At 35.1% G+C, this 20,797-nt stretch carries 18 protein-coding genes; 8 read left to right on the forward strand and 10 right to left on the reverse strand.

Going from position 1 to position 20,797, the window contains the following annotated elements:
* Positions 1-288: 288 nt before the first annotated feature.
* A complete protein-coding gene (locus tag BKP56_RS00620) occupies positions 289-681 on the forward strand; it encodes a DUF4430 domain-containing protein (RefSeq protein ID WP_072693256.1) in 393 nt (130 codons plus the stop codon).
* A 107-nt stretch (positions 682-788) separates the two neighbouring features.
* The gene (locus tag BKP56_RS00625; RefSeq protein WP_072693258.1) at positions 789-1,811 is read left to right on the forward strand and encodes an IS30 family transposase; all 1,023 of its coding nucleotides are present in this window, start codon (positions 789-791) and stop codon (positions 1,809-1,811) included.
* A gap of 490 nt (positions 1,812-2,301) precedes the next feature.
* On the opposite strand, the gene celB is transcribed toward BKP56_RS00625, so the two are convergent.
* The 4 genes from celB to BKP56_RS00645 all read right to left on the reverse strand — a co-directional run bounded on the left by celB (position 2,302) and on the right by BKP56_RS00645 (position 8,676).
* Positions 2,302-3,639, reverse strand: a complete 1,338-nt coding sequence (gene celB, locus BKP56_RS00630) for a PTS cellobiose transporter subunit IIC (protein WP_072693260.1) — start codon at positions 3,637-3,639, stop codon at positions 2,302-2,304.
* A gap of 458 nt (positions 3,640-4,097) precedes the next feature.
* On the reverse strand, positions 4,098-4,643 hold the full coding sequence (locus BKP56_RS00635; RefSeq protein WP_198033961.1) for a GNAT family N-acetyltransferase: 546 nt from the start codon (positions 4,641-4,643) through the stop codon (positions 4,098-4,100).
* A gap of 237 nt (positions 4,644-4,880) precedes the next feature.
* On the reverse strand, positions 4,881-6,395 hold the full coding sequence (gene aspD / locus BKP56_RS00640) for an aspartate 4-decarboxylase (protein WP_232226943.1): 1,515 nt from the start codon (positions 6,393-6,395) through the stop codon (positions 4,881-4,883).
* A 325-nt stretch (positions 6,396-6,720) separates the two neighbouring features.
* A complete protein-coding gene (locus BKP56_RS00645; RefSeq protein ID WP_072693264.1) occupies positions 6,721-8,676 on the reverse strand; it encodes a S9 family peptidase in 1,956 nt (651 codons plus the stop codon).
* A gap of 356 nt (positions 8,677-9,032) precedes the next feature.
* On the opposite strand from BKP56_RS00645, the gene BKP56_RS00650 reads away from it, so the two are divergent.
* A complete protein-coding gene (locus tag BKP56_RS00650; RefSeq protein WP_072693266.1) occupies positions 9,033-10,013 on the forward strand; it encodes an L-lactate dehydrogenase in 981 nt (326 codons plus the stop codon).
* Between the two features lie 205 nt (positions 10,014-10,218).
* On the opposite strand, the gene BKP56_RS00655 is transcribed toward BKP56_RS00650, so the two are convergent.
* The 3 genes from BKP56_RS00655 to BKP56_RS00665 all read right to left on the reverse strand — a co-directional run bounded on the left by BKP56_RS00655 (position 10,219) and on the right by BKP56_RS00665 (position 13,706).
* Complete coding sequence (locus tag BKP56_RS00655) at positions 10,219-10,761, reverse strand: Gx transporter family protein (protein WP_072693267.1); 543 nt, start codon at positions 10,759-10,761, stop codon at positions 10,219-10,221.
* A gap of 15 nt (positions 10,762-10,776) precedes the next feature.
* Positions 10,777-11,757 (reverse strand): polyprenyl synthetase family protein, encoded by a 981-nt coding sequence (locus tag BKP56_RS00660; RefSeq protein ID WP_072693268.1) that lies wholly within the window; start codon positions 11,755-11,757, stop codon positions 10,777-10,779.
* Between the two features lie 107 nt (positions 11,758-11,864).
* Positions 11,865-13,706, reverse strand: coding sequence for an FAD-dependent oxidoreductase (locus BKP56_RS00665; protein ID WP_072693269.1), 1,842 nt, complete (start codon positions 13,704-13,706; stop codon positions 11,865-11,867).
* 339 nt (positions 13,707-14,045) lie between these two features.
* Here BKP56_RS00665 and BKP56_RS00670 point away from each other — a divergent pair, with 339 nt between their 5' ends.
* From BKP56_RS00670 to menA, 3 genes are all read left to right on the forward strand, one after another.
* A complete protein-coding gene (locus BKP56_RS00670) occupies positions 14,046-14,576 on the forward strand; it encodes an FMN-binding protein (protein ID WP_072693270.1) in 531 nt (176 codons plus the stop codon).
* A gap of 137 nt (positions 14,577-14,713) precedes the next feature.
* Positions 14,714-15,784, forward strand: coding sequence for an FAD:protein FMN transferase (locus tag BKP56_RS00675; protein WP_083540422.1), 1,071 nt, complete (start codon positions 14,714-14,716; stop codon positions 15,782-15,784).
* A gap of 2 nt (positions 15,785-15,786) precedes the next feature.
* Positions 15,787-16,728 carry a 1,4-dihydroxy-2-naphthoate polyprenyltransferase gene (gene menA, locus BKP56_RS00680; RefSeq protein WP_072693271.1) on the forward strand — a complete coding sequence of 314 codons (942 nt, stop codon included), beginning with the start codon at positions 15,787-15,789 and terminating at the stop codon, positions 16,726-16,728.
* Between the two features lie 63 nt (positions 16,729-16,791).
* Here menA and BKP56_RS00685 read toward each other — a convergent pair whose 3' ends face one another.
* From BKP56_RS00685 to glmU, 3 genes are all read right to left on the reverse strand, one after another.
* Positions 16,792-17,235: a NusG domain II-containing protein gene (locus BKP56_RS00685; RefSeq protein WP_072693272.1), complete on the reverse strand. Its 444-nt coding sequence runs from the start codon at positions 17,233-17,235 to the stop codon at positions 16,792-16,794.
* Positions 17,236-17,395: 160 nt separating this feature from the next.
* A complete protein-coding gene (locus BKP56_RS00690; protein ID WP_072693273.1) occupies positions 17,396-18,370 on the reverse strand; it encodes a ribose-phosphate diphosphokinase in 975 nt (324 codons plus the stop codon).
* A 112-nt stretch (positions 18,371-18,482) separates the two neighbouring features.
* Positions 18,483-19,856, reverse strand: a complete 1,374-nt coding sequence (gene glmU / locus BKP56_RS00695; RefSeq protein WP_072693274.1) for a bifunctional UDP-N-acetylglucosamine diphosphorylase/glucosamine-1-phosphate N-acetyltransferase GlmU — start codon at positions 19,854-19,856, stop codon at positions 18,483-18,485.
* Between the two features lie 290 nt (positions 19,857-20,146).
* Between glmU and BKP56_RS00700 the strand changes: the two genes are divergently transcribed.
* Complete coding sequence (locus tag BKP56_RS00700) at positions 20,147-20,548, forward strand: general stress protein (protein WP_072693275.1); 402 nt, start codon at positions 20,147-20,149, stop codon at positions 20,546-20,548.
* A 91-nt stretch (positions 20,549-20,639) separates the two neighbouring features.
* Entirely contained in the window at positions 20,640-20,768 is a 129-nt protein-coding gene (locus BKP56_RS14110; RefSeq protein ID WP_257786580.1) for a hypothetical protein, read from the forward strand.
* The last annotated feature ends 29 nt before the right edge of the window (positions 20,769-20,797 follow it).

Raw genomic sequence — 20,797 nt, forward strand, 5'->3', positions numbered from 1 at the left:
AAGGATAGAGAAAATAAAACTTGAATTGTATTCGCACTTTTGTCTTGTAAATTTATGCTAGATTCTTAGATCTATTATATGGACTAGTGGTTTATCTTGTTTAGACTCCGTTCTTCGTTTGGAATATTTTTATTCTGTGCTATTTATCAGGACTGCTTGTAAATTTTATATATGCTAAGGGAAATATTAGTTTCTCTGCACTTTTATATCCAAATAGTAATACACATATTTAATCGTTCTGATTCAAAATCAATTTAAATATGTGTTGAAAAATAAAGGAGTATTTTTATGAAAAAGAAAACAACTATCTTACTGTCTACTGCAACAGCACTCATAGCTCTTGCATTTATTTTATGGATTATAGGGCGAAACAACGTCCCAAATTCTAATTCTGAAAAAGCCACTGAAGTAACAGTCCAAATTTATGCGAACGAAGAAGAATTGGCAAATGACTCGCTATCTGTTTCGGCGGACACGACCTTGATGGATGCTATGGAAGAAAATTATGAGCTTACAGTTTCGGGTGATGGTTTTGTTGAAGCTATTGAAGGCATTGAACAAAGTGTTGACAATAATGAGTTTTGGGTCTTTGAGGCTAATGATGAAATGGTAACTGAGCCAGCAGAAGAATTCATTCTTGAAGATGGAGATACGATTTCATGGGAATTGATGGAATTTTAAATACTACGCGAATTTTATAATTAAACTAGAAAAAGATATTTGAAAAACCACACGTGTTCCCTTAAAGTAGTTTGTACCACCAAATCTACAAGGAAGAAGGAACACGTATGGCTCACAAACAGTTTACCATGGATGATATCATCCTCATAGAAAAATATTATTTGGCAGATGTAACGACTTCTAGAATTATTGAGATCATGGGCAAAAAACAGCCGGTTTATGATGTGATCAATTTCTTTAAGACTGGGAAAAATTCAAAAGAATTCTGGGAACAGAGAAAGACAAAACAATCGCGTTGTGGTCGTAAACGTTTAAAACTTTCTGTTGAAGAAGACGGTCATGTCGAACATCTGCTTCGTCAAAAGTGGTCACTTGATATGATCGCCAATCACCATAAAGCAGATAGTACCTTTCTTGCTTTTTCTATGGGGGCTACTACTCTTTATCGCCGGGCAAGAGAAGGGATGTTTGATAAACACCTTCTTCCAATGAAAGGAAAACGCAAACCTAATGGGCACAAGGAGAAACGCGGAAAACAAGCCTTCACTCGGAATATTGCTCAACGAAAAATTGACCACCCTAATGTAGAGAAAGAATTCGGTCATCTTGAAGGCGACACGATCGTTGGATTGAAGCACAAAAGTGCAGTCGTTACTTTTGCAGAGCCCTTGTCTAAGATGATTTTCACATTCAAACCGGCGAGTCGCAAAGCCAAAGATGTAGGAATGGTCATCACTGACTGGCTCAATCATTTACCGGCACATTTCTTTAAATCACTCACCTTTGATTGTGGAAAAGAGTTTTCAAACTGGAAAGATATTTCTAACGCGAACGATATTGATATCTATTTTTGTGACCCTGGAACTCCTTCACAACGGCCATTGAATGAAAATTCAAATGGTATTCTTCGAAGGAACGGACTGCCCAAAGAAATGGATTTTAACAAGATAAGTGAAACATTTATTCAATCCATGTCTGATGAGAGGAATCGAATTCCAAGACGGTCTCTCGGGTTCAAGACACCCATGCAAGTATTCGTAGAAGAAATTCACAATAATTTGGGACAAGCTATTTCTCTTGCCTCCCTCCAGAAATGGGCGGAAAGAACATTTTGTCCGTCAGCTGTGTAATCTAACACAGCGAGTCAGCGACTACAAGAGAAGAGCACTCTTTCCGTCACTGACACGCCGTGTTTTAACGTTTACGCCGACCGACAGAAATGACTTTCCTTATACTTGCATTTATTCATAAAGGGAACATGAAGGAGTATAAATATTTTCTAGTTTAATTTGACAAATGACACTATTAAAAAAGTAAAAATCGGCAATCACTCCACCTTATAATTTCACCCAGTACACAAAGAAAATATAGCAAAGATAGCTAGCTGCCTGCTTCTTATAAATCATTTAGGATTTAGACATAAAAAAGAAATATTTATTCAAGCTATGCTGAAAATCATTGCATCTTTTTTACTGAGTGCCAACCCAAACCTTTAATAATAAATTCCAGTTTCGAAAAATCTTTTCCTGTTTCTTCTATAAGTAATAATCTCTAAAAAAACAGGAACTAAGCTAATGCTTAGTTCCTATTTTTATATACGTAAAACATTTATTCTTTTGATTAAGCTTCAGTAGGTTGAGTTGCTTGTACAGCACCATCTTCTACTTGCTCAATTCCTTCTGTACCTTCTTTTTCTAATTTATAAGCTTTTTGGTCTACAATTCTAAAGAATGGATAATAGACTGCTGCACTAACCCCAATTTGGAATACTTGTAGTACAGCTCCTCGCCATCCACTTAACAAGAAACCCGAAATAATTGGAGGCGTTGTCCAAGGGATATTGGCCCCGTTAGTAAGTGGAACCAAATCCCAAGCCATTGCTGCATAAGTCATTCCAGCCATCAGTAACGGCATTATCAGGAAAGGAATAATCAGTACTGGATTCAATACAATTGGGAGTCCGAAAATTAGCGGTTCATTAATATTAAATAACCCTGGGACAATTGCGAGTTTTCCTAATGTTTTATATTGTTGTGATTTAGCAAACATTATTACACATAAAGCTAACCCCAGCGTCGCACCAGCTCCTCCAATTTTTACAAAGTTACCATAGAATTGTGCATTGATAATATTCGGCAACTCTGCACCTATTTTAAATGCTGCAGCATTCTCAGCTGTCAGGTTTAACCAGATTGGATTCATAACTGCTCCAATAATATTGGAACCATGAATACCAAATGACCATAATAATCCTTCAAATATAAAGATAATAAATGTTGTAGGTAATGTACGTGCCAATGCTAATAGTGGTGTTTGTAAGATTTCAAAAATAAATGCATGCGCTGTTTCATAAGGCGTAAAACTAAATGCGATACGAACAAAATTGAATAAAATAATTACAATAAGACCAGGAACAAGTGCTGAAAAAGATCTAGCTACATTGGAAGGCACAGAATCAGGTAGTTTGATAACCCAGCCTTTTTGAATAACCCAACGGTATACTTCAGTAGAAAGAACTGCTGCTATCATACCGACGAATAGTCCGCTTGCACTTAAGTTCAGTGTTGGAATACCAGTTGCGCCATCTGCTGTTGCAATTGATGGAGTTAAAATAAAGAATGAAACTAATGCTAATAAGATCGCTCCAATATCATCCACTTTATAATAATTTGCCAGCGATTTTGCTACTCCAACCATAACAAATGGTGTCATAATTTCCATAGTCATATTATAAGGTACCATGAAATAGCTATTCCAATCTGATCCTAAAATCCCTTCCATAAATTCAGGATATCCATTTATTGGTATATTAGCGAAAAGTAAAAAGACTGATCCAATGATAAGTAATGACATAGCACCAAAGAATCCTGCCTTGACTGCTGATAAATATCTGTTGGCATCCAGTTTAAAAGCTATCGGCGATAGTATATCTGATAATTTATTTAAAGCTTTTTCCATATACAATACCTTCTTTCCTTTATATATATTCTGATTATGGCAATACCGATCCACACAATTAAGCGCTTGCATAATTATGTAATAACACCCGAGATTCCCCTCCTTTTTAAATGTTTGATAAATCATCCTATTAAAGATGTTTTACTTGATAAATCTAATTGTGAATTTTTCGAATCTGGTCACAACTGAACGGATAAAAATCATTGTAACCTCTTTCATGTTTATGTTATATTTCTTACATCGGATTTAAGTAAGCGTTTTCTTTTCTTTAAAATCGATGTTTCCCATATGTAATCCATTACATACTTGGTATAACAACATTTTAAAAATATAAAAAATTTAAATTAATTTCTATATTTTATATTTTTTGATTCAATTAATAATAGGCTTATTTTATGAAAATAAAAAATCTTCTAAAAAAGAGTAAACACTCATTTTACAGAAGACTTATTGCATAATTATTTATTTATATCATTCCATTCTTCTCTCAATATTCCCATACGAATAGAATCATAATATATTTCTTTCCAATAACGTACCTTTCTTAAACGGCCTTCCATTGTCATACCTAATTTTTCACCTATACGAATCATCCGATAATTCCCCGACCATGTAGTATACCCTACTCGGACTAAACCTAATGTGTCAAATAGATATTGAATCCACAGCTTCAATATACGTGTTCCATATCCTTTTTCTCTATCAAGTTTTTTATATACAATTATGCCCATTTCGAGCCATTTCGATGGTTCATGTTCCCAGTAGTAACTAACTGTCCCTATAATTCGCTCATTAACTTCGATAATTTTCATTTGATTACTATCGATCCACTTATCTTTTTCATCTAGAAATTCATTAAAAGATTTTGTGTGGTGTTCATAGTACGGCGCATCCCATAGCTTCCATTCGGGATTTTCTTCTTTATAGATAAGCGTCCACAATATTTTTAAATCTGTTTCTTTTATGTTTCTAATTACTATTTCTTGATCTCTTAATATGTTCAAATTTTCAGTCCTTCGGGTACTTTATATAGTTCTATCAGAAAAAATTTTATTTATACTAGCTTATACAATTTTTCTTTTTTAAAATTCCATATCCATAAATGATTTTTTTATTATACATATTTCTGTATATACAAAATTAATTATGGTTCACAATCATTTTTATATCAATCAAAAATTTAGAAAACGTGTACCAGACACAAACAATAGCCAGCACACGTCTTTATTATTCACATATTTTTATCTCCATGATTGATACATTCGTTCCACCATACTAGTAATGCGTTTCCCAACTTCAGCATAAGTTTCAGTCGGTAAGTTAGCTAATGATACTCTTACTGTCCATTTGCTTGAACCAAACGCTTCAGACTTCAACAGCATCAATTGCTCTTCTTCTACTAATCGAGCTACTAGGTCAGTCATTGTCCAATGACTTTCAACATACTCGACAAATTCTGTTTCATATTTTTTTTTCAGCCACCATTCGAAGTCGATTTCACAATAATATGCTGTATTTAATTCTTTAAGCGGCATAGTCATCCCAAGTGATGCATAAAGGAGTTTCCCTCGTTCCTGACAGATATTGATAACTTCTCTTTTATAGATGTTTTCTCTATCCAACAAAGCATACAGACTGAACAAGGTCATCATTACTTGCTGCGGAGAAGAAAGTCCTGCTGCATGATTCAGTGCAACTGAACGACTATCCGCTACTAGACGATCAATGAACTTTATCTCTTCTGGCTCTGAAGTCAATGTTTCGTATCTACGGTTTAATTGCGATTTTTTATGTTCAGGTAATGCTTTTAATCTTTTATCAAAAACATTTTCTTTTGCAACCGCAATCGTCCCAATTCTCCATCCTGTTGCACCAAAATATTTAGAATAAGAATAGATGCAAGCAGTGTTATAAGGTAAAACGGTAAATAAAGAGGTAAATTGATTTAAAAATGTTCCATATACATCATCAGATAAAATCATCAATTCAGGATTATCATTCTTTACGATATCCTCCAGCTGTGAAATTGAGTCCCCGTAAATTGCATTGGCTGTAGGATTACTTGGATTTACAACAAATACTGCTTTAATATTTGGGTCACGTAAACGATCCAATTCTTTTTTAGAAAATTGATAACTAGTATGTCCGTTAATATCCATTAATTCAGAACAAATATACTCAACATTAAATCCATATTCCGGCAACTCAGGGATTTCCATATACGGTGCAAATGTAGGGATTAACAGTGCAATAGTATCGCCCTTTTCCAATAAAGCATTATTGAAGAGTGAATTAAAAGTATACACAATCCCCGCTGTGCCACCTTCTACTGCAAAAACATCAAAAGGCGAACTCTTAGCATCAAACAATTCATGGTGCAAGTACTGTTTGATCGGCTCTTGACAAGGTTTCAAAACTCTTTCCGGATGAGGGTAATTATCTCCTATCACATAATCGAGCATATTTTTCAGCCAATGATTTCTAGGCATTCCCATTAAATGAGTTCCACTCTCCCAGATATCACGTAGTAATATTGCTCCTCTTGACTCTTTTTCTGATAAAAAATGTTCAAAACGTTTTGCTTGTTCCTTTTGTTCTTTAATCATTCCACCGATCTGACTACTTTCATTGATCATCGTTTCTTTCGTAGCAAATTCTCCTAATAAGAAAAAAGCTTCTCTTGGAATCGGGGCTGTCCAGTTCGGATTCCCTCTACCCGCATTTAAAAATTCTTTCGTATTAGGGGTATTCTGCATACGATTTTCCAAATATAAATTCAATTCAAAAGGACTTAGACTTTCTAGATCCTGCTTCAAAATTCCACTCCTAAGTTTTTATTCTTCTTTTTATTTCTCATCCGTGATTGAGTATAACAAACAAGATAAGTAAACCCAAGTTTATAGGCTGGTTTATAGGCTGGTTTATAGGGAATTTATCCAAATTCTCATTTAGAGAACACTATTTTTAAGTATTTCTTATTTTGCTATCTTAACAATACTTAATTACTCTTATATTGATATAAATCAAAAGAAGACAGATTTTATATTTAAAATAAAGTCTGTCTTCTTTAAAACTTTCTATTTAATGCTGTTCAAACCAGTCTGAAATAGCGCTCATTCGTTCAAGTCGTAAATTAGGTAAGCCCATTCTGGATAATCCATGACTAGATTTAGGAAAAGTAATCAGTTTCGTTTCTACTCCCTTTTTCTTCATTGCAATATACATCTGTTCAGCCTGTTCCTGAGGGCAACGAAGGTCTTCTTCTCCATGAATAATAAGCAGCGGAGTCTCAACTTTTTGAGCATATGCGAGCGGTGACATTCTCCATAGCTCCTCCATATTGCTCAAGTCATGCTGTAATTGAAATTCTACAAAATGCGGTCCAATATCACTGGTTCCGTAAAAGCTGATCCAGTTGGAAATACAACGTTGTGTGACAGCTGCTTTGAAACGATTTGTATGCCCAACAATCCAGTTAGTCATAAAGCCACCATAGCTGCCTCCCGCTACATATAATGCATTCTTATCGATTTCCGGATGCTGTTCCAACACATAATCCGTCCCAATCATAAGATCCTTATAATCTTTATTACCATAATCACCCAGAATTGATGCTACAAACTCCTGACCGTATCCATTTCCTCCCCGTGGGTTTAACAAGATAATTCCGTATCCCTGGCCGGATAGTTTCTGCATTTCATGGAAGAACGTCTCTCCATAGTTCACTTGCGGTCCACCATGAATATATAAAATCGCTGGATGCTTTTCTTTTTGATTTACTGGCGACATATACCATCCTTGAATATCCCAATCATCCGCTCCTTTATACCAGAACATTTCCGGTTCGACAATTGTATGTTCAGATACAAAAGCAGCATTCGGATCATAAAGTCCTTCAACTTTTCCAGTACCCAGATCAAGCAGCCCCACTTCACTTGGCTTAATGGCTGTGGAGTACGTTACTGCCACAATGTTTTCTGAACCAGTTAAATCTCCACCTGTTAAATGAAATTTTTCATCCACTAGTTTTTCATATGTGCCGTTCTTGTTCCCTTTGTATACTTGTAGTTTTCCATGTTCAGTTACCGGGAATAAATATTCCTCATTATTGACCCATTTTACAGGAAATTCTGAGACATTCTGCTGGAAATCTCCAATAATAGTATCTCCTACTTCTGCGTCCAGATTTTCTGTGAGGCAGCTCAGTCTGCTGGACTTTACATCATATCCATAAATTTTTGATTGCGAAACAAAAGCAAATTCAAAATCATTTCCAACTAATAAATAATAATCTTCTGTTTCATTTGCTTCTAAGAACTGAAAACTTCCATCCGGTATAGAGCTAGTCAACATCGTTGTGATGTTTGTTGATAAAGTATATTTGTAAATACTCCCTCCATAAACCCATTCATCTTCAGGATTTAATTTGTCAGTATATAATAGATAGCTTTCATCTTTAGCAACATAACTCAACCCAATAGGACGCTCTTTTTCAAGAATTATTTGTGCTTGTTTTGTAGCAACCTCTATTTTTTTGATTTGATATATTAAATCAGTTGGAGAAATACCACTACCATCCATTTTATAGTGGAGCTTAGTAATTACTCGAGATTCAGGTAATGATTTTTTGTCTTCTGATTTTTCGTCTTCTATTTTTTGAGTAGTCTGGTAATAAATCCCAGATCCATTACTTGTCCATTCATAGCTAGCAATTCCCTGCTTTTCATCAGTCAACTGTATAGCTGAACCACCTTTTAGACCAATTAAAAAAAGTTGTTTCTTTTTATTCTTTGTATTATTAGATACATATGCTAACCATTTACCATTTGGAGAAATACTGATACCTATATTAGCAGAACCGCTATCTCCCCAGTGAACTCGCTCCTTTGTATTTTGATCTACACTATAGATAGAAGTGCGATACTCATTTTCTTCTTTATCCATAATTGTTTCAACAAAAAATACATTATCTTGAAACACTACCGGTTGTGAAACAGTTTTTAATTCAAATAAACTTTCTCCCATAATTGTCTTCAAATACTCATCCCATCCCTTAATATAATAATGAAAATAATTAAATTATAACTACAATATAGTTTTTTGTATAATTTCATCAAGTGCTTTCTTGCGTAAACGCAATCATTACTTGAAATTGGCTTAATTAACTAATTGATTATTTCATTAATAAATAACTTAATACAATTCTGCCACTTTATTTAATTATAGTCAATATCATTTTATGATAACCATCTAACGATTTATCAAATAACATGTAAAGAAATATTCTCTATATTTTAATTAACAAAATTTTAATCATAATTCCTACCTTAATTCATAGTTTTTCATAGGAAATGTGTGATATAATGAACTTATAATTTAAAAGGGAGTGTCCTATTTTGAAAACTTCAAAAGATCAACAAAAAATCATATTAATTGGAGACGGTGCCGTCGGATCAAGTTATGCTTATTCTCTGATAAATCAGAACATCGGACAAGAATTAGGGATCATTGATGTTAACCGCGAAAAAGCTGAAGGCGATGTAATGGATTTAAGTAGTGCGTTAGCTTTTACTGCTCCAATGAAACTTTATGTTGCAGATTACGCTGATTGTGGAGATGCTGATTTAATTGTTTATACAGCAGGAGCTAGCCAAAAACCTGGTGAATCTCGTTTAGATTTGACTGAAAAAAATCTGCGTATTACAAAAAGCGTAGTAGAGAGTGTAATGGCAAGTGGCTTTAACGGTATTTTCCTTGTTGCAGCTAATCCAGTAGATATCTTATCTTATGCAGTTTACAAATGGTCTGGTCTTCCTGCAGAACAAGTAATCGGTACAGGTACTTCTTTAGATAGCGCCCGTTTCCGTCAAGCTGTAGCTAATTTACTTGATGTAGATGTGCGAAATGTTCATGGTTATATTATTGGTGAACATGGTGATACTGAATTCCCAGTTTGGTCTCATGCTAACGTTGCTGGTTTACAAATTAATGAATGGGTAGAAAATAATCCTAATACAGATGAACAAGCTCTTGTGGAAATTTTCTTTTCTGTTAGAGATGCTGCCTACACGATCATTGAGAAAAAAGGCGCAACTTTCTATGGAATCGGAGTTGCTTTAGCTCGAATCACTAAAGCAATTTTGAATAATGAACATGCTGTATTACCATTATCAGTATATTTAGAAGGTCAATACGGAGAAGAAGAAATCTATTTAGGAACAACAGCTATTATTAATCGTAATGGACTTAAGAAAATCATCGAAATTCCTTTAAATGATTCTGAGAAAGAAAAAATGAAACATTCTGCTAATACTATACGTACTCACTTAAGCGAAGTTCTTGAAAGATGTCCCGATTTATCTTTTGATAATTAATCTTAAACTTATAAAGCAAGTGCTGAAAATCAGCACTTGCTTTATTTATTATTATATATAGTAAAAATTCTTTTTTTATCTAGCTGGATTAATTTAATTATCGCTTCATATAAATCCCAGTCAGTTTTTGGAAAATATTTATAAAAAAGCCAGACATCCTGTCCGTTTAATAGAATGTCTGGCTTTTCTTATCTTTTAATTTATTTTAGCGAGATGTCTTATCTTTTAATTGGCTCTTTCGGAAGAATTTTAAAGTATTGATATGTGCCATCATATAATTTGCAATAATACCATTTGCTACACCAGCAAGTATGCCCATAAAGGATAGTATCGGTAGATATAAGAGAACTGTCCAAGATTGGGCAATCGTACTTGCTACAATTAATTGCCCAAGATTGTGCAAGATACCTCCTGTTGCACTCACACCTATAACACTTACTTTATTTGATCCTAGTAACTTAATCACTAGCATTCCTATATAGCTTAAAAGTGCTCCGACACAACTGTAAAGAAACGTCGATAACGTTCCGCCAAGCAATGTTGTCATGAGCAATCTCATCCAAACTACAGTAAAGCTATCTTTAAATGGTAAAGTATAAATGGCAATAATGGTAATGAGGTTTCCAATTCCGAGCTTGGCTCCTGGCGCAAAAGCAAAAGGTGACGGTATCATTCTTTCCACCAAGCTCAAGACAACTGCCTGAGCAGCGAGTAAAGCGATATAGATCATTTTTTGGCTTTTTGTCATATTCAGCACCTTATTCTAAAAATTACGTTGAAGCAACTGCAGTGTTAGTTTCTCAATGACCTTTTTCTCTGGTGTATCTGGTAATTTTTTTATTCGTTTTATAGCTTTTTCGGTATATTTCTGCGCTATTTGTCTGGCTTCTTTTACCCCTTCAAATTCAAGGACCCACTGTTTAATTGTTCTAATATCTTCATCTGTCATTTGATCTTGTTTCGATAGCAAAGGCTCAAACTTAGAACGATTTTTACGCATAGCAAAAATAAGGGGAGCGGTATAGATTCCTTGCCTTACATCTTCTAAAACCGGTTTTCCGAAGTCTTCTGCACTTTGTGTATAGTCTAAAATATCGTCTAATAACTGAAACGCCATACCAATGTGGCTTCCAATATAATAAGCATTTCTTGACTCTTTTTCAGATTGGCCCCCCTCTAACGCTCCAGTATAACAGGCCAATGCAAATAACTGCGCTGTTTTACCAGAAATTTGTGTTAGATACTGACGAATGGTCATATCTTGCTTATAATACAAATTCATCTGATCTAATTCGCCCATCAGTATTCGTTCCATTCCCCGAGTATTTACTTCAAACTGATTAACCGTATTAGCATATTGTGCACTTAAACGAAATGAAACTGTGAATAAATAATCTCCAGCATAGACCGCTGCACTTTTTCCATATCTAGATTGTAAAGAAACTTTCCCTCTTCTTTGTGATGCATCATCGATAATATCATCATGAATCAGGGTCGCCGTGTGCAGCACTTCAATGGATGCAGCTAATGCCTGAGCGCGTTTGGGATTATGATCAGCTCCAAAAGTAGAAAACAGGAGCGTATAAGCCGGGCGCACCATCTTCCCTCCCGAATCAAGCATATCTTTTAATACAAATTCTACTTCCTTATTTCTCATGCGGACTGATTGTTCAATTAGTCCGTTTACTTGTTCCAATTCAGTTGCTACCTGAGGGTAATTATCCCACATCGGATGCAGTTTCATATATTTCTCCTTTAAACTAAAATAACTTAGATAGAGAGAGGAGGCAAGTCTGCAAACCTGCCTCCTCTCTCTACTATTATACTCAATATTCAACTATACGTTAAGGGTTAATACAGAGATTTTTCTTTTCCATACCACCATGATCCAGCTTTTTTCTGAATCCATGGGATCACGTAGTAATCAAGGCCGAATGCACGTCCTGATCCATTCATCAATGCAATTGCAACAAAGATAAACCATATATTAATCCAGTAGAACATACCTGAAAGAGCGAAGGATATTACAAGCCCAATTGTTGCGGCACTTGTCAACCAAGTAAATAACCCAAAGATCAGTGCTAAAGCTATAGCAATTTCAACATAAGTCATAAATTTCTGGAAGAATAACGCCATTTCTGTATTAGGAATCATTATTTTCATAATGCTTTCAAACCAGCCTGGAGCTTCTTTAAAAATCATCATCGGTTCTTCTCCATATGCATAGCTTAGTCCAAATACTGGTTTTGCCACCTCTTCTACTACTGCTTCGGAAGCACCAGATGTAGGTTCCTGTAGCCATGAGAATGGTAAAGAAACCGTATCGCCAAACCAACTTTCTGCTCCAAGTATACCGAAGGCTTTCTTCAATCCTTCTACTAACCACATACTACCATAAAATACACGTAAAGGAACACTCCATAATACATTCCCGTATCTTGATAAGTGTCCGCGGAAAATATTTCGTTTATTCTTAATGTGGAAGAATTCGTGGAACACATATTGTACTAGATAATATAGTGAATTAATGTCAATAAAATACTTAAGATTGACGATATGTTTCATTAATATTGCGAAGAATCCACTTAAATGGATTTTATCGAATAAATAAGCTACCCCATATTTAGAGCCTACTGAAACTAAAGTCCCTTGATAATTTGATTCATGTGGATGTTTTTCTCCACCTTCAATGGCTGCCACAATATTTTTAGCAGCAGTATGTCCTGTTTGTTCAGCTGCCTGTACGATTTGTGGAGTGGGTTTCCCATTTTCTTCATAATATACAAGATCACCAATTACATAAACATCTTCTAGATCTTTCGCTTCCATAAACTCATTTGCTACAAGTCTTCCAGCTCTAGCTTTTTCTCCACCGAACTCGTCAGTGTCTGTATTAGCTTTGACTCCAGCTGCCCATATAAGTGTGTGTGTAGGTAAGTCTTCTTCTGTTTTCAACTCTACATTATCTGGAGCTACATTCACAACTGGAGCATTTTTCAATATACGAACTTTCTTCTTCGTTAAATATTTTTCTACTTTATTTGAACTAACACGAGGAATAGTTGCCAATATTTCCGGTAATGCTTCTACAACGACCAATTCAATTTCACTTTCATCGATGTGATACTTGTCCGCAAGTACTGGTTTCCAATCAATTAGTTCCCCAACCATTTCAATACCAGTTAATCCAGAACCACATACAACGAATCGTAACATAGCTGTTCTTTTTTCAGCATCTCGTTCTCTGGCAGCTGCAGCTATTGTATCTTCTATATGACGACGAATACGAACTGCATCTTCCCATGACCAAAGAGTAAATCCATTTTCTTTAACACCTGGAGTGCCATAATCATTTGCTTCTCCACCCATACCTAAAACAAGGTAATCATATGCATATTGACCATTTTCAGTAATAACAGTTTTATTTTGGTGATCTAATTCTGTTACGTTATCTGTCACCAACTGAACATTTTTTCTTCTAGAGAACAAACGTTGTAAGTCATACTGGATAGCGCTAGGTTCTACCCGTCCACCTGCAACTTCATGTAATTCAGTCATGTAAGTATGATAAGGATGACGATCAATTAATGTGATCACTACATCACTATTTTTCTTCAATTTTTTCGAGAGTGATTTCGCAGCAGATACCCCTGCAAACCCGCCTCCAACAACAACAATGTTAATCTGTGGCATATTGGTATACTCCTTTTATAATAGCTAATTCTATTGTGATTCCAACATCAAATAATTTGATAATTATTTCACAATTATTCCGAATTAATTATAACGTAATTAATAAGCATTTGTCTAGACTATTTTTAAATTATTTTAAAACTTTTAAAATAGCATATAATCAAACATGAATAGGCTTTCTATTTATATGAAAATTATATTAAAAAATAGATAAATAAAAATAATTTATTGTGAAAGTATAGACAAACGATAACTAGAAAGGTATACTATGTTTGTAAATTAATTTGCAAGCGAGTAAATGCTCGTAAGCTAAAACTAAATTCCTATTGGAGGGACACCATGAAAATCATGAAAAGTTTCAAATTCGCAACAACACTTTTTGCATCAACATTAATTTTGGCAGCATGTGGTAATTCAGATGAAGCTGAAGATACTGAAGAAACAACAACTGAGGAATCAACTACTGAAGAATCAGAAGACCAAGCAGCTACAGGTGAATTACAAGACGGTACTTATTCATTGGAAGAACAAAACTTCGATGAAAATGGCTGGCGTGTAGTTTTCGATATGACAGTAGACGGTGGAGAAATCACTGAATCAAACTATGACTACAAAAATGAAGCTGGAGATTTGAAATCAGAAGACGAAGGCTACCAAGAAGCTATGTCAGAAAAAGTTGGCGTTGGTCCAGCTGATTATCTTCCTGATTTAAACAGCCAATTAGTAGAAGTTCAAGATCCTTCAGAAGTTGATGTTGTATCAGGTGCTACTCAGTCATCAGAAAGCTTTATCAAATATTCTGAACAATTGATTGATGCTGCTGAAGAAGGCAATACTGAAATGATCGAAGTAGACAACGCTGCAGAATAATAAAAAGACTTTGCATTAAGTCAATTTAATATTGCAATAAAGCGTTTCTATAAATACAATGAGTCTTAGAGATAATTCTAAGGCTCATTTTTTTATGTAAATCAAATGAGCTAGTATCTATAATGAGGAGTTTTTACATGAAAACGAGAATGCACACTCGAATAATTTTGTTATTATCAATTTTGCTTACTCTCAGCGGCTGTAACTCTGCTGTTTCTGAAGATGAGCGCACGCTTGCTGACCAACCATACGAAGAGACAGAATTTTTAATGGGCACTGTGGTACGTGTGACAATCTATGATCAAGGAAAAGAAGAAGTCTTGTCAAAAGCATTTGACCGAATAAAAGAATTAGCTAAATTTATTACAACGGAAGATGAAGAAGAACATTCTATGATCAAAGCAATCAATGAAGCGGCCGGGCAAGAGCCTGTTCCAGTTTCAGATGATTTATTTGCTCTTATTAAATCTGCTCTTACTTACAGCGAAAAAACAGAAGGTAGTTTCGATCTAACTATTGGACCAATCACAGATCTATGGCGAATTGGTTTTCCCGATGCTCGAGTACCTTCACCAGCTGAAATTGATACAGCATTATCTTTAGTAGACTACAAAAAAGTAGAGTTAAACGAAGAGAATCAAACTGTTTACCTTTCTGAGGAAGGTATGAAAATTGATCTTGGAGCAATTGCAAAAGGTTTCATTACAGATGAAACTGTTAAAGTACTAACCGAAAACGATGTTGAAACAGCTGTTATCGACCTAGGAGGCAATATTTTTGTTATGGGCAGTAGCCCAAGAGATGTAAATGAAGACTGGCAAGTAGGAATCCAAGATCCTTTTGAAGAACGCGGGGAAATCATTGGTTTTATTCCTCTCAGTAACCAATCTATGGTAACTTCAGGCGTTTATGAAAGATTCCTTGAAGTTGATGGTAAAAAATATCATCACTTAATGAACCCGGAAACTGGGTATCCTTTTGACAATGAGCTCGCCGGAGTAAGCGTAGTAACAACTAGCTCAATTGATGGAGACGGATTATCTACTTCCTTATTTTCAAAAGGATTAGAAGGTGGACTGGAATATGTCAATCAATTAGACGGAGTAGATGCCGTGTTTGTTACGAAAGATAAAAAAGTATATCTTTCAGATGGCTTAAAAGACTTTAAATTAAAAAATGATGATTTTACATTAATGAATGGAGATTAATCATGACGGCAAAAACGTTTTTAGACCTAGTAGAAATCAAAACTAAATTAGCTAGTTTATTTCCTTTCTTACTAGGATTACTGTTTACAATTTATTATTTTCAAGTTTTTAACTTAACAAATTCCCTCATATTTTTTGTTGCTATGCTGTTGTTCGACATGGCGACCACGGCAATCAATAACTTAATGGACTACCAGAAAGCAAAAGCTGCCGGCTATAAGGAAGAAGTCAATATCATCGGTCAAACCAAATTATCAGAGAAACTAGTCATTTATCTAATTCTCAGCATGCTGACGCTGGCTTCTCTTTTAGGGATCGTTCTAGTAATTCGGACTAGTCTTCTATTACTCTTTATAGGTGGACTATGTTTTCTGATTGGAATATTTTACACTTTCGGTCCTGTACCGATTTCAAGAATGCCTCTAGGTGAAGTCATTTCCGGATTAACAATGGGCTTTGGCATTTTCTTTATTATTGCATTTGTTAATGTAGATAACAGTCTACTGCTGGATTTAAGTTTGCATTTGCCTGAATTCAATATATCAGGTAACTTATGGTCTCTATTAATTATTTTTTTCGTATCCTTGCCAACCGTCTTCTTAATTGCCAACATTATGCTAGCTAACAATCTTTGTGATCTTGAGCAGGATATTTCCAACCATCGTTATACTCTACCTTATTACATCGGAAGAAAAACTGGTGTGCAACTCTTTAATTTACTAGTATATGCTGCATATCTCGTTATTGTAATATCCGTTTTAACAGGTTGGTTACATCCATTACTTTTACTTGTATTATTAACACTTATTCCAATTCATAAAAATTTAGCTACCTTTAATCAAGCACAAATAAAGGAAAAAACATTTATTGTTTCTATTAAAAACTTAGTTCTATTTTCTGGAGCTGAAGTGATTCTATTAGGTATCAGCGTCTTAATCAACTAAATTTAATCCATTAAAAAACCACTGACGATTATTTAATTCGCCAGTGGTTTTTTTATTATTGAATTAAAGAGGAATAATAACCTCTTCGTCATCTTGAATCTCTGTGCCATCAGGAGATTCTGCATGGATTTCTATAATTAATTCATGAGGCAGCACTACTGCAGTCTCACCTGGTTTACTAATCCAACCTTTTCTGACACCGATTTGATCTGGACTGTTATCTTCTTTATTACGTATTCGGGTTCCATCTACTTCAATAATGTTATATTGATCCTCCGCAGGGTAAAAGGTCATTGTTTCATGAGGGGTATCCTCAGAAAGTTCTACTCGATAAACTTCTTCTCCCGAGATTTTAACAGTTGCATAGACCAAAGCATCTTCATCTATCTGACTCAACTGGATACCATAAACCACATGTGGGATAAAAGAAGCTACAAAAAGACATACAATGATGACTGCATCTAGTGGTTTCATTTTGCTCAAATGAAATTTAATTTTATCAAGCATGACTGGTTCTGCTCCTTTTCCCCTAAAAGACCAACAAAAGACACTAGCCTAAAGTAAAATCATCTCACTATTATTATACATTTAGAAAAACTAATAATAATCAGAAATAATCGTTTAATTTGTTTAGTTAGGCCAGTGACTCTTATTTTAGCTATTTAGTTTATTTTTTAAATTTTTTCTCAAATAACGGACTTACTGAGCGGTTTTCGTGAATGCGTTTAATGGCATGTCCCATAAGCTCTCCAACACTTACTTGAGCAATTTTATCAATCTTTTTATCTTCTGATAGGTTGATAGAATCTGTAACAACCATTTTTTTAATTGGTGATGCTTCTAATCTTTCAATTGCTGGTCCAGAGAATACAGCATGAGTCCCACAGGCGTATACTTCGTTAGCACCTTGATTAATCAGTGCATCAGCGGCTAAGGTAATCGTTCCAGCAGTATCAACTAAATCATCAATCAGTATTGCAGTCTTTCCATTTACATTCCCAACGATATTCATAACTTCTGCAACATTTGCTTTTGGTCTACGTTTATCAATAATTGCTAATGGTGATTTCAAGAATTCTGCAAGTTTACGCGCACGTGTTACGCCACCATGATCAGGAGACACAACTACTGTATCTTCTCCACCTAACCCTTTATCCAAGAACCAGTTTGCAAGTAGTGACGCTCCTAGTAAGTGATCTACAGGGATATCAAAGAACCCTTGAATCTGAGAAGCATGTAGATCAAGCGTTAATATTCTATCTGCTCCTGCTTGTGTGATCATATTCGCTACTAGTTTAGCGGTAATCGGTTCACGAGATCTCGCTTTTCTATCCTGTCTTGCATAACCATAATAAGGGATAACTACATTAATTGTCTTAGCACTTGCTCTTCTCAATGCATCAATCATAATCAGCACTTCCATTAAATGATCATTTGCAGGTGCTGATGTAGACTGAATTAAATAGACGTGATCTCCACGTATACTTTCCTCAATATTGATGCGAATCTCACCGTCGCTGAATTTTTTTACAGATACGTCTCCTAATTCTACTCCAACGTCTTTTGCAATTTTTTCTGCAAGTGGCACGTTAGAACTCAAAGCAAAAATCTTAAGTTTTGGATCTGAATAATGTTCGGACATGTCGGCCTCCAATTTTTTGTGCGTTTCTATTTTTTCCCATCTCCTAGTTTATGATGAAGCGCGGGATAAATCAATATTCTTATTTAATAATAACGCTTTTAAAGAGAGACTTCTAATCTTTTTGTGGCATTTTAGTGAAATATCCTTCTTTTATCGTTTGACGAGCTCTAGCAATCGCCAAGGCATTTTCGGGAACAGTATCTGTGATTGTTGAACCAGCAGCAATATACGTATTTTTCTCAACTGTTACAGGCGCAATCAAGTTAGTATTACATCCAATGAATGAGTTGTCTCCTATATCGATTTTGTGCTTATTCTTTCCATCATAATTCACAAAAACCGTTCCGCAGCCTACATTAATATTTTCTCCCAATTCGGCATCTCCCACATAAGTTAGATGTCCAATTTTGGTGTGCTTGCCGATCGTAGCTTTCTTCACTTCAACAAAATTTCCAATATGAACAGATTCTTTTAAAATCGTTTGGGGTCTTAAATGACTGTTTGGTCCAATATCACTACCATCTCCCATAATTGATTCTTCAATGGTAGAACTTATAATTTTAACACTGTTGCCAATTGTACTATCTACGATTACTGAGTGAGCACCAATCAGTACGTCTTCTCCAATCACTGTGTTTCCTTTAAGGTAAACGCCTGGCTCTATGACTGTATCTGGACCGATTTTTACATCACTTTCAATATACGTATTTGCCGGATCGATAATTGATACTCCATTACGCATATGTTGCTCATTGATACGCTCTTTCATTGATTTATGAGCCTGAGCTAAAGCAACACGGTCATTTACTCCCAGCGCTTCGTCCATATTGTTTAATTGGAATGCAGCCACTAATTCTCCTTGCTTTTTCATAATCTCAATCACATCGGGTAAATAATATTCTCCCTGGATATTCTCTTTTTTCACTTTTTCCAGAGCATTAAATAACGCTTTATTATCAAAACAGTAAGTCCCTGTGTTGATTTCTTGAACAGCAGCTTCTTCATCTGATGCATCCTTTTGTTCTACGATTTTAACTACCGCATCATCATTTGAGCGAATTACACGCCCATAACCAAATGGATTATCAGCATGAGCTGTCAAAACAGTTGCCTTGGCCCCTTCATTTTCATGAAAATCAACTAATCCGGTCAATGTCTTTGCCGTTAATAACGGAGTATCTCCACAAATCACAAGCGTTGTACCCTCTTTATCTTTTAAGATTGAAGCTGCCTGCTTCACTGCGTGCGCTGTTCCTAGTTGTTCTTCCTGCAGTACATAAGAACTCTTATCCCCTAAATAATCTTGAACAGTTTCCGCTCCAACACCAGTAACAGTTACTACTTGATCCATTTTGACTGCATGTGCTGCATCTACCACATGACCAACCATTGGTTTTCCCATGACCGGATGCATAACTTTATACAATTTTGATTTCATTCGTGTCCCTTGACCTGCTGCTAAAACTACTGTGTATCTTTTACTCACTATAGTACTCCCATTCTATTTATTATGTCTTAGATTATATTTATAAATTAGTCAACTTACGCTTAATATTAGATTCTGATTTTTTAGCTGTATTATGCAGATTCCTTACTATATGATACTTTACCTCCCTTCTCTTTTCAAGTTTCTAGGTTGTTTTGTTTGTAGGATATTACCTGTACTTTTATAATAGGACTATATTGAATCAGACACATTTTCGTCACAATTATGTTTATACCAAGTTTATTATGACTCTTGAACATTTTTTAAAGGTAACATTAGGAGGAAAAAGCATGAGAAAAAATCAAACCGTCATAGGTAGTTATAAAACAGAAGATGAAGTAATCAAGGTTATTAAACGATTAATTACTGACGGCTATTTAAAAGATGAAATTACACTGTTTACAAATCAGAAAAGAATGAATAGTTTAGATAATCCGGAAGATATTGATATCGCTGAACCAAATATGAGTGACCCGAAAGAATCACATGAAGATGATAAGAATTTCTGGCAATCGATCAAAGATGCTTTCAAAATTCGTGAAGATCATCATTTTGATGATCCTAATTACACTGCAGACAATGAATTACTTTATCGATATAGAGATAATCTCATTGCAGGCGAGATTGTTATTGTAGTGAACAATTTTAATGCTGATCGTTCCGGTAGTACCAATAGCACAACATCTCAATGAAGAATTTCAGATTAATTTCAAGGCAGGTCAGATGCTGTCAGTTCTTTGGGTTCACTAACAGTGATACCCTTCTGCAGGTGCTGTAGAAAGCATGACAAACGGCGGGCAACCTCCATTAGAATCTGAACAATCCGAAGAAGGCATACCTACTGAACTTGAAGATACTCATGGTCATACAGTAAATAAAAAAAGGTCTAAAAGATCTGATGATTTACTTTAAGTATTTAGTCAAAAAAGGAGCTGCCTGAG

This window comes from Marinilactibacillus sp. 15R, assembly GCF_001895285.1.
Taxonomy (GTDB): domain Bacteria; phylum Bacillota; class Bacilli; order Lactobacillales; family Carnobacteriaceae_A; genus Marinilactibacillus; species Marinilactibacillus piezotolerans.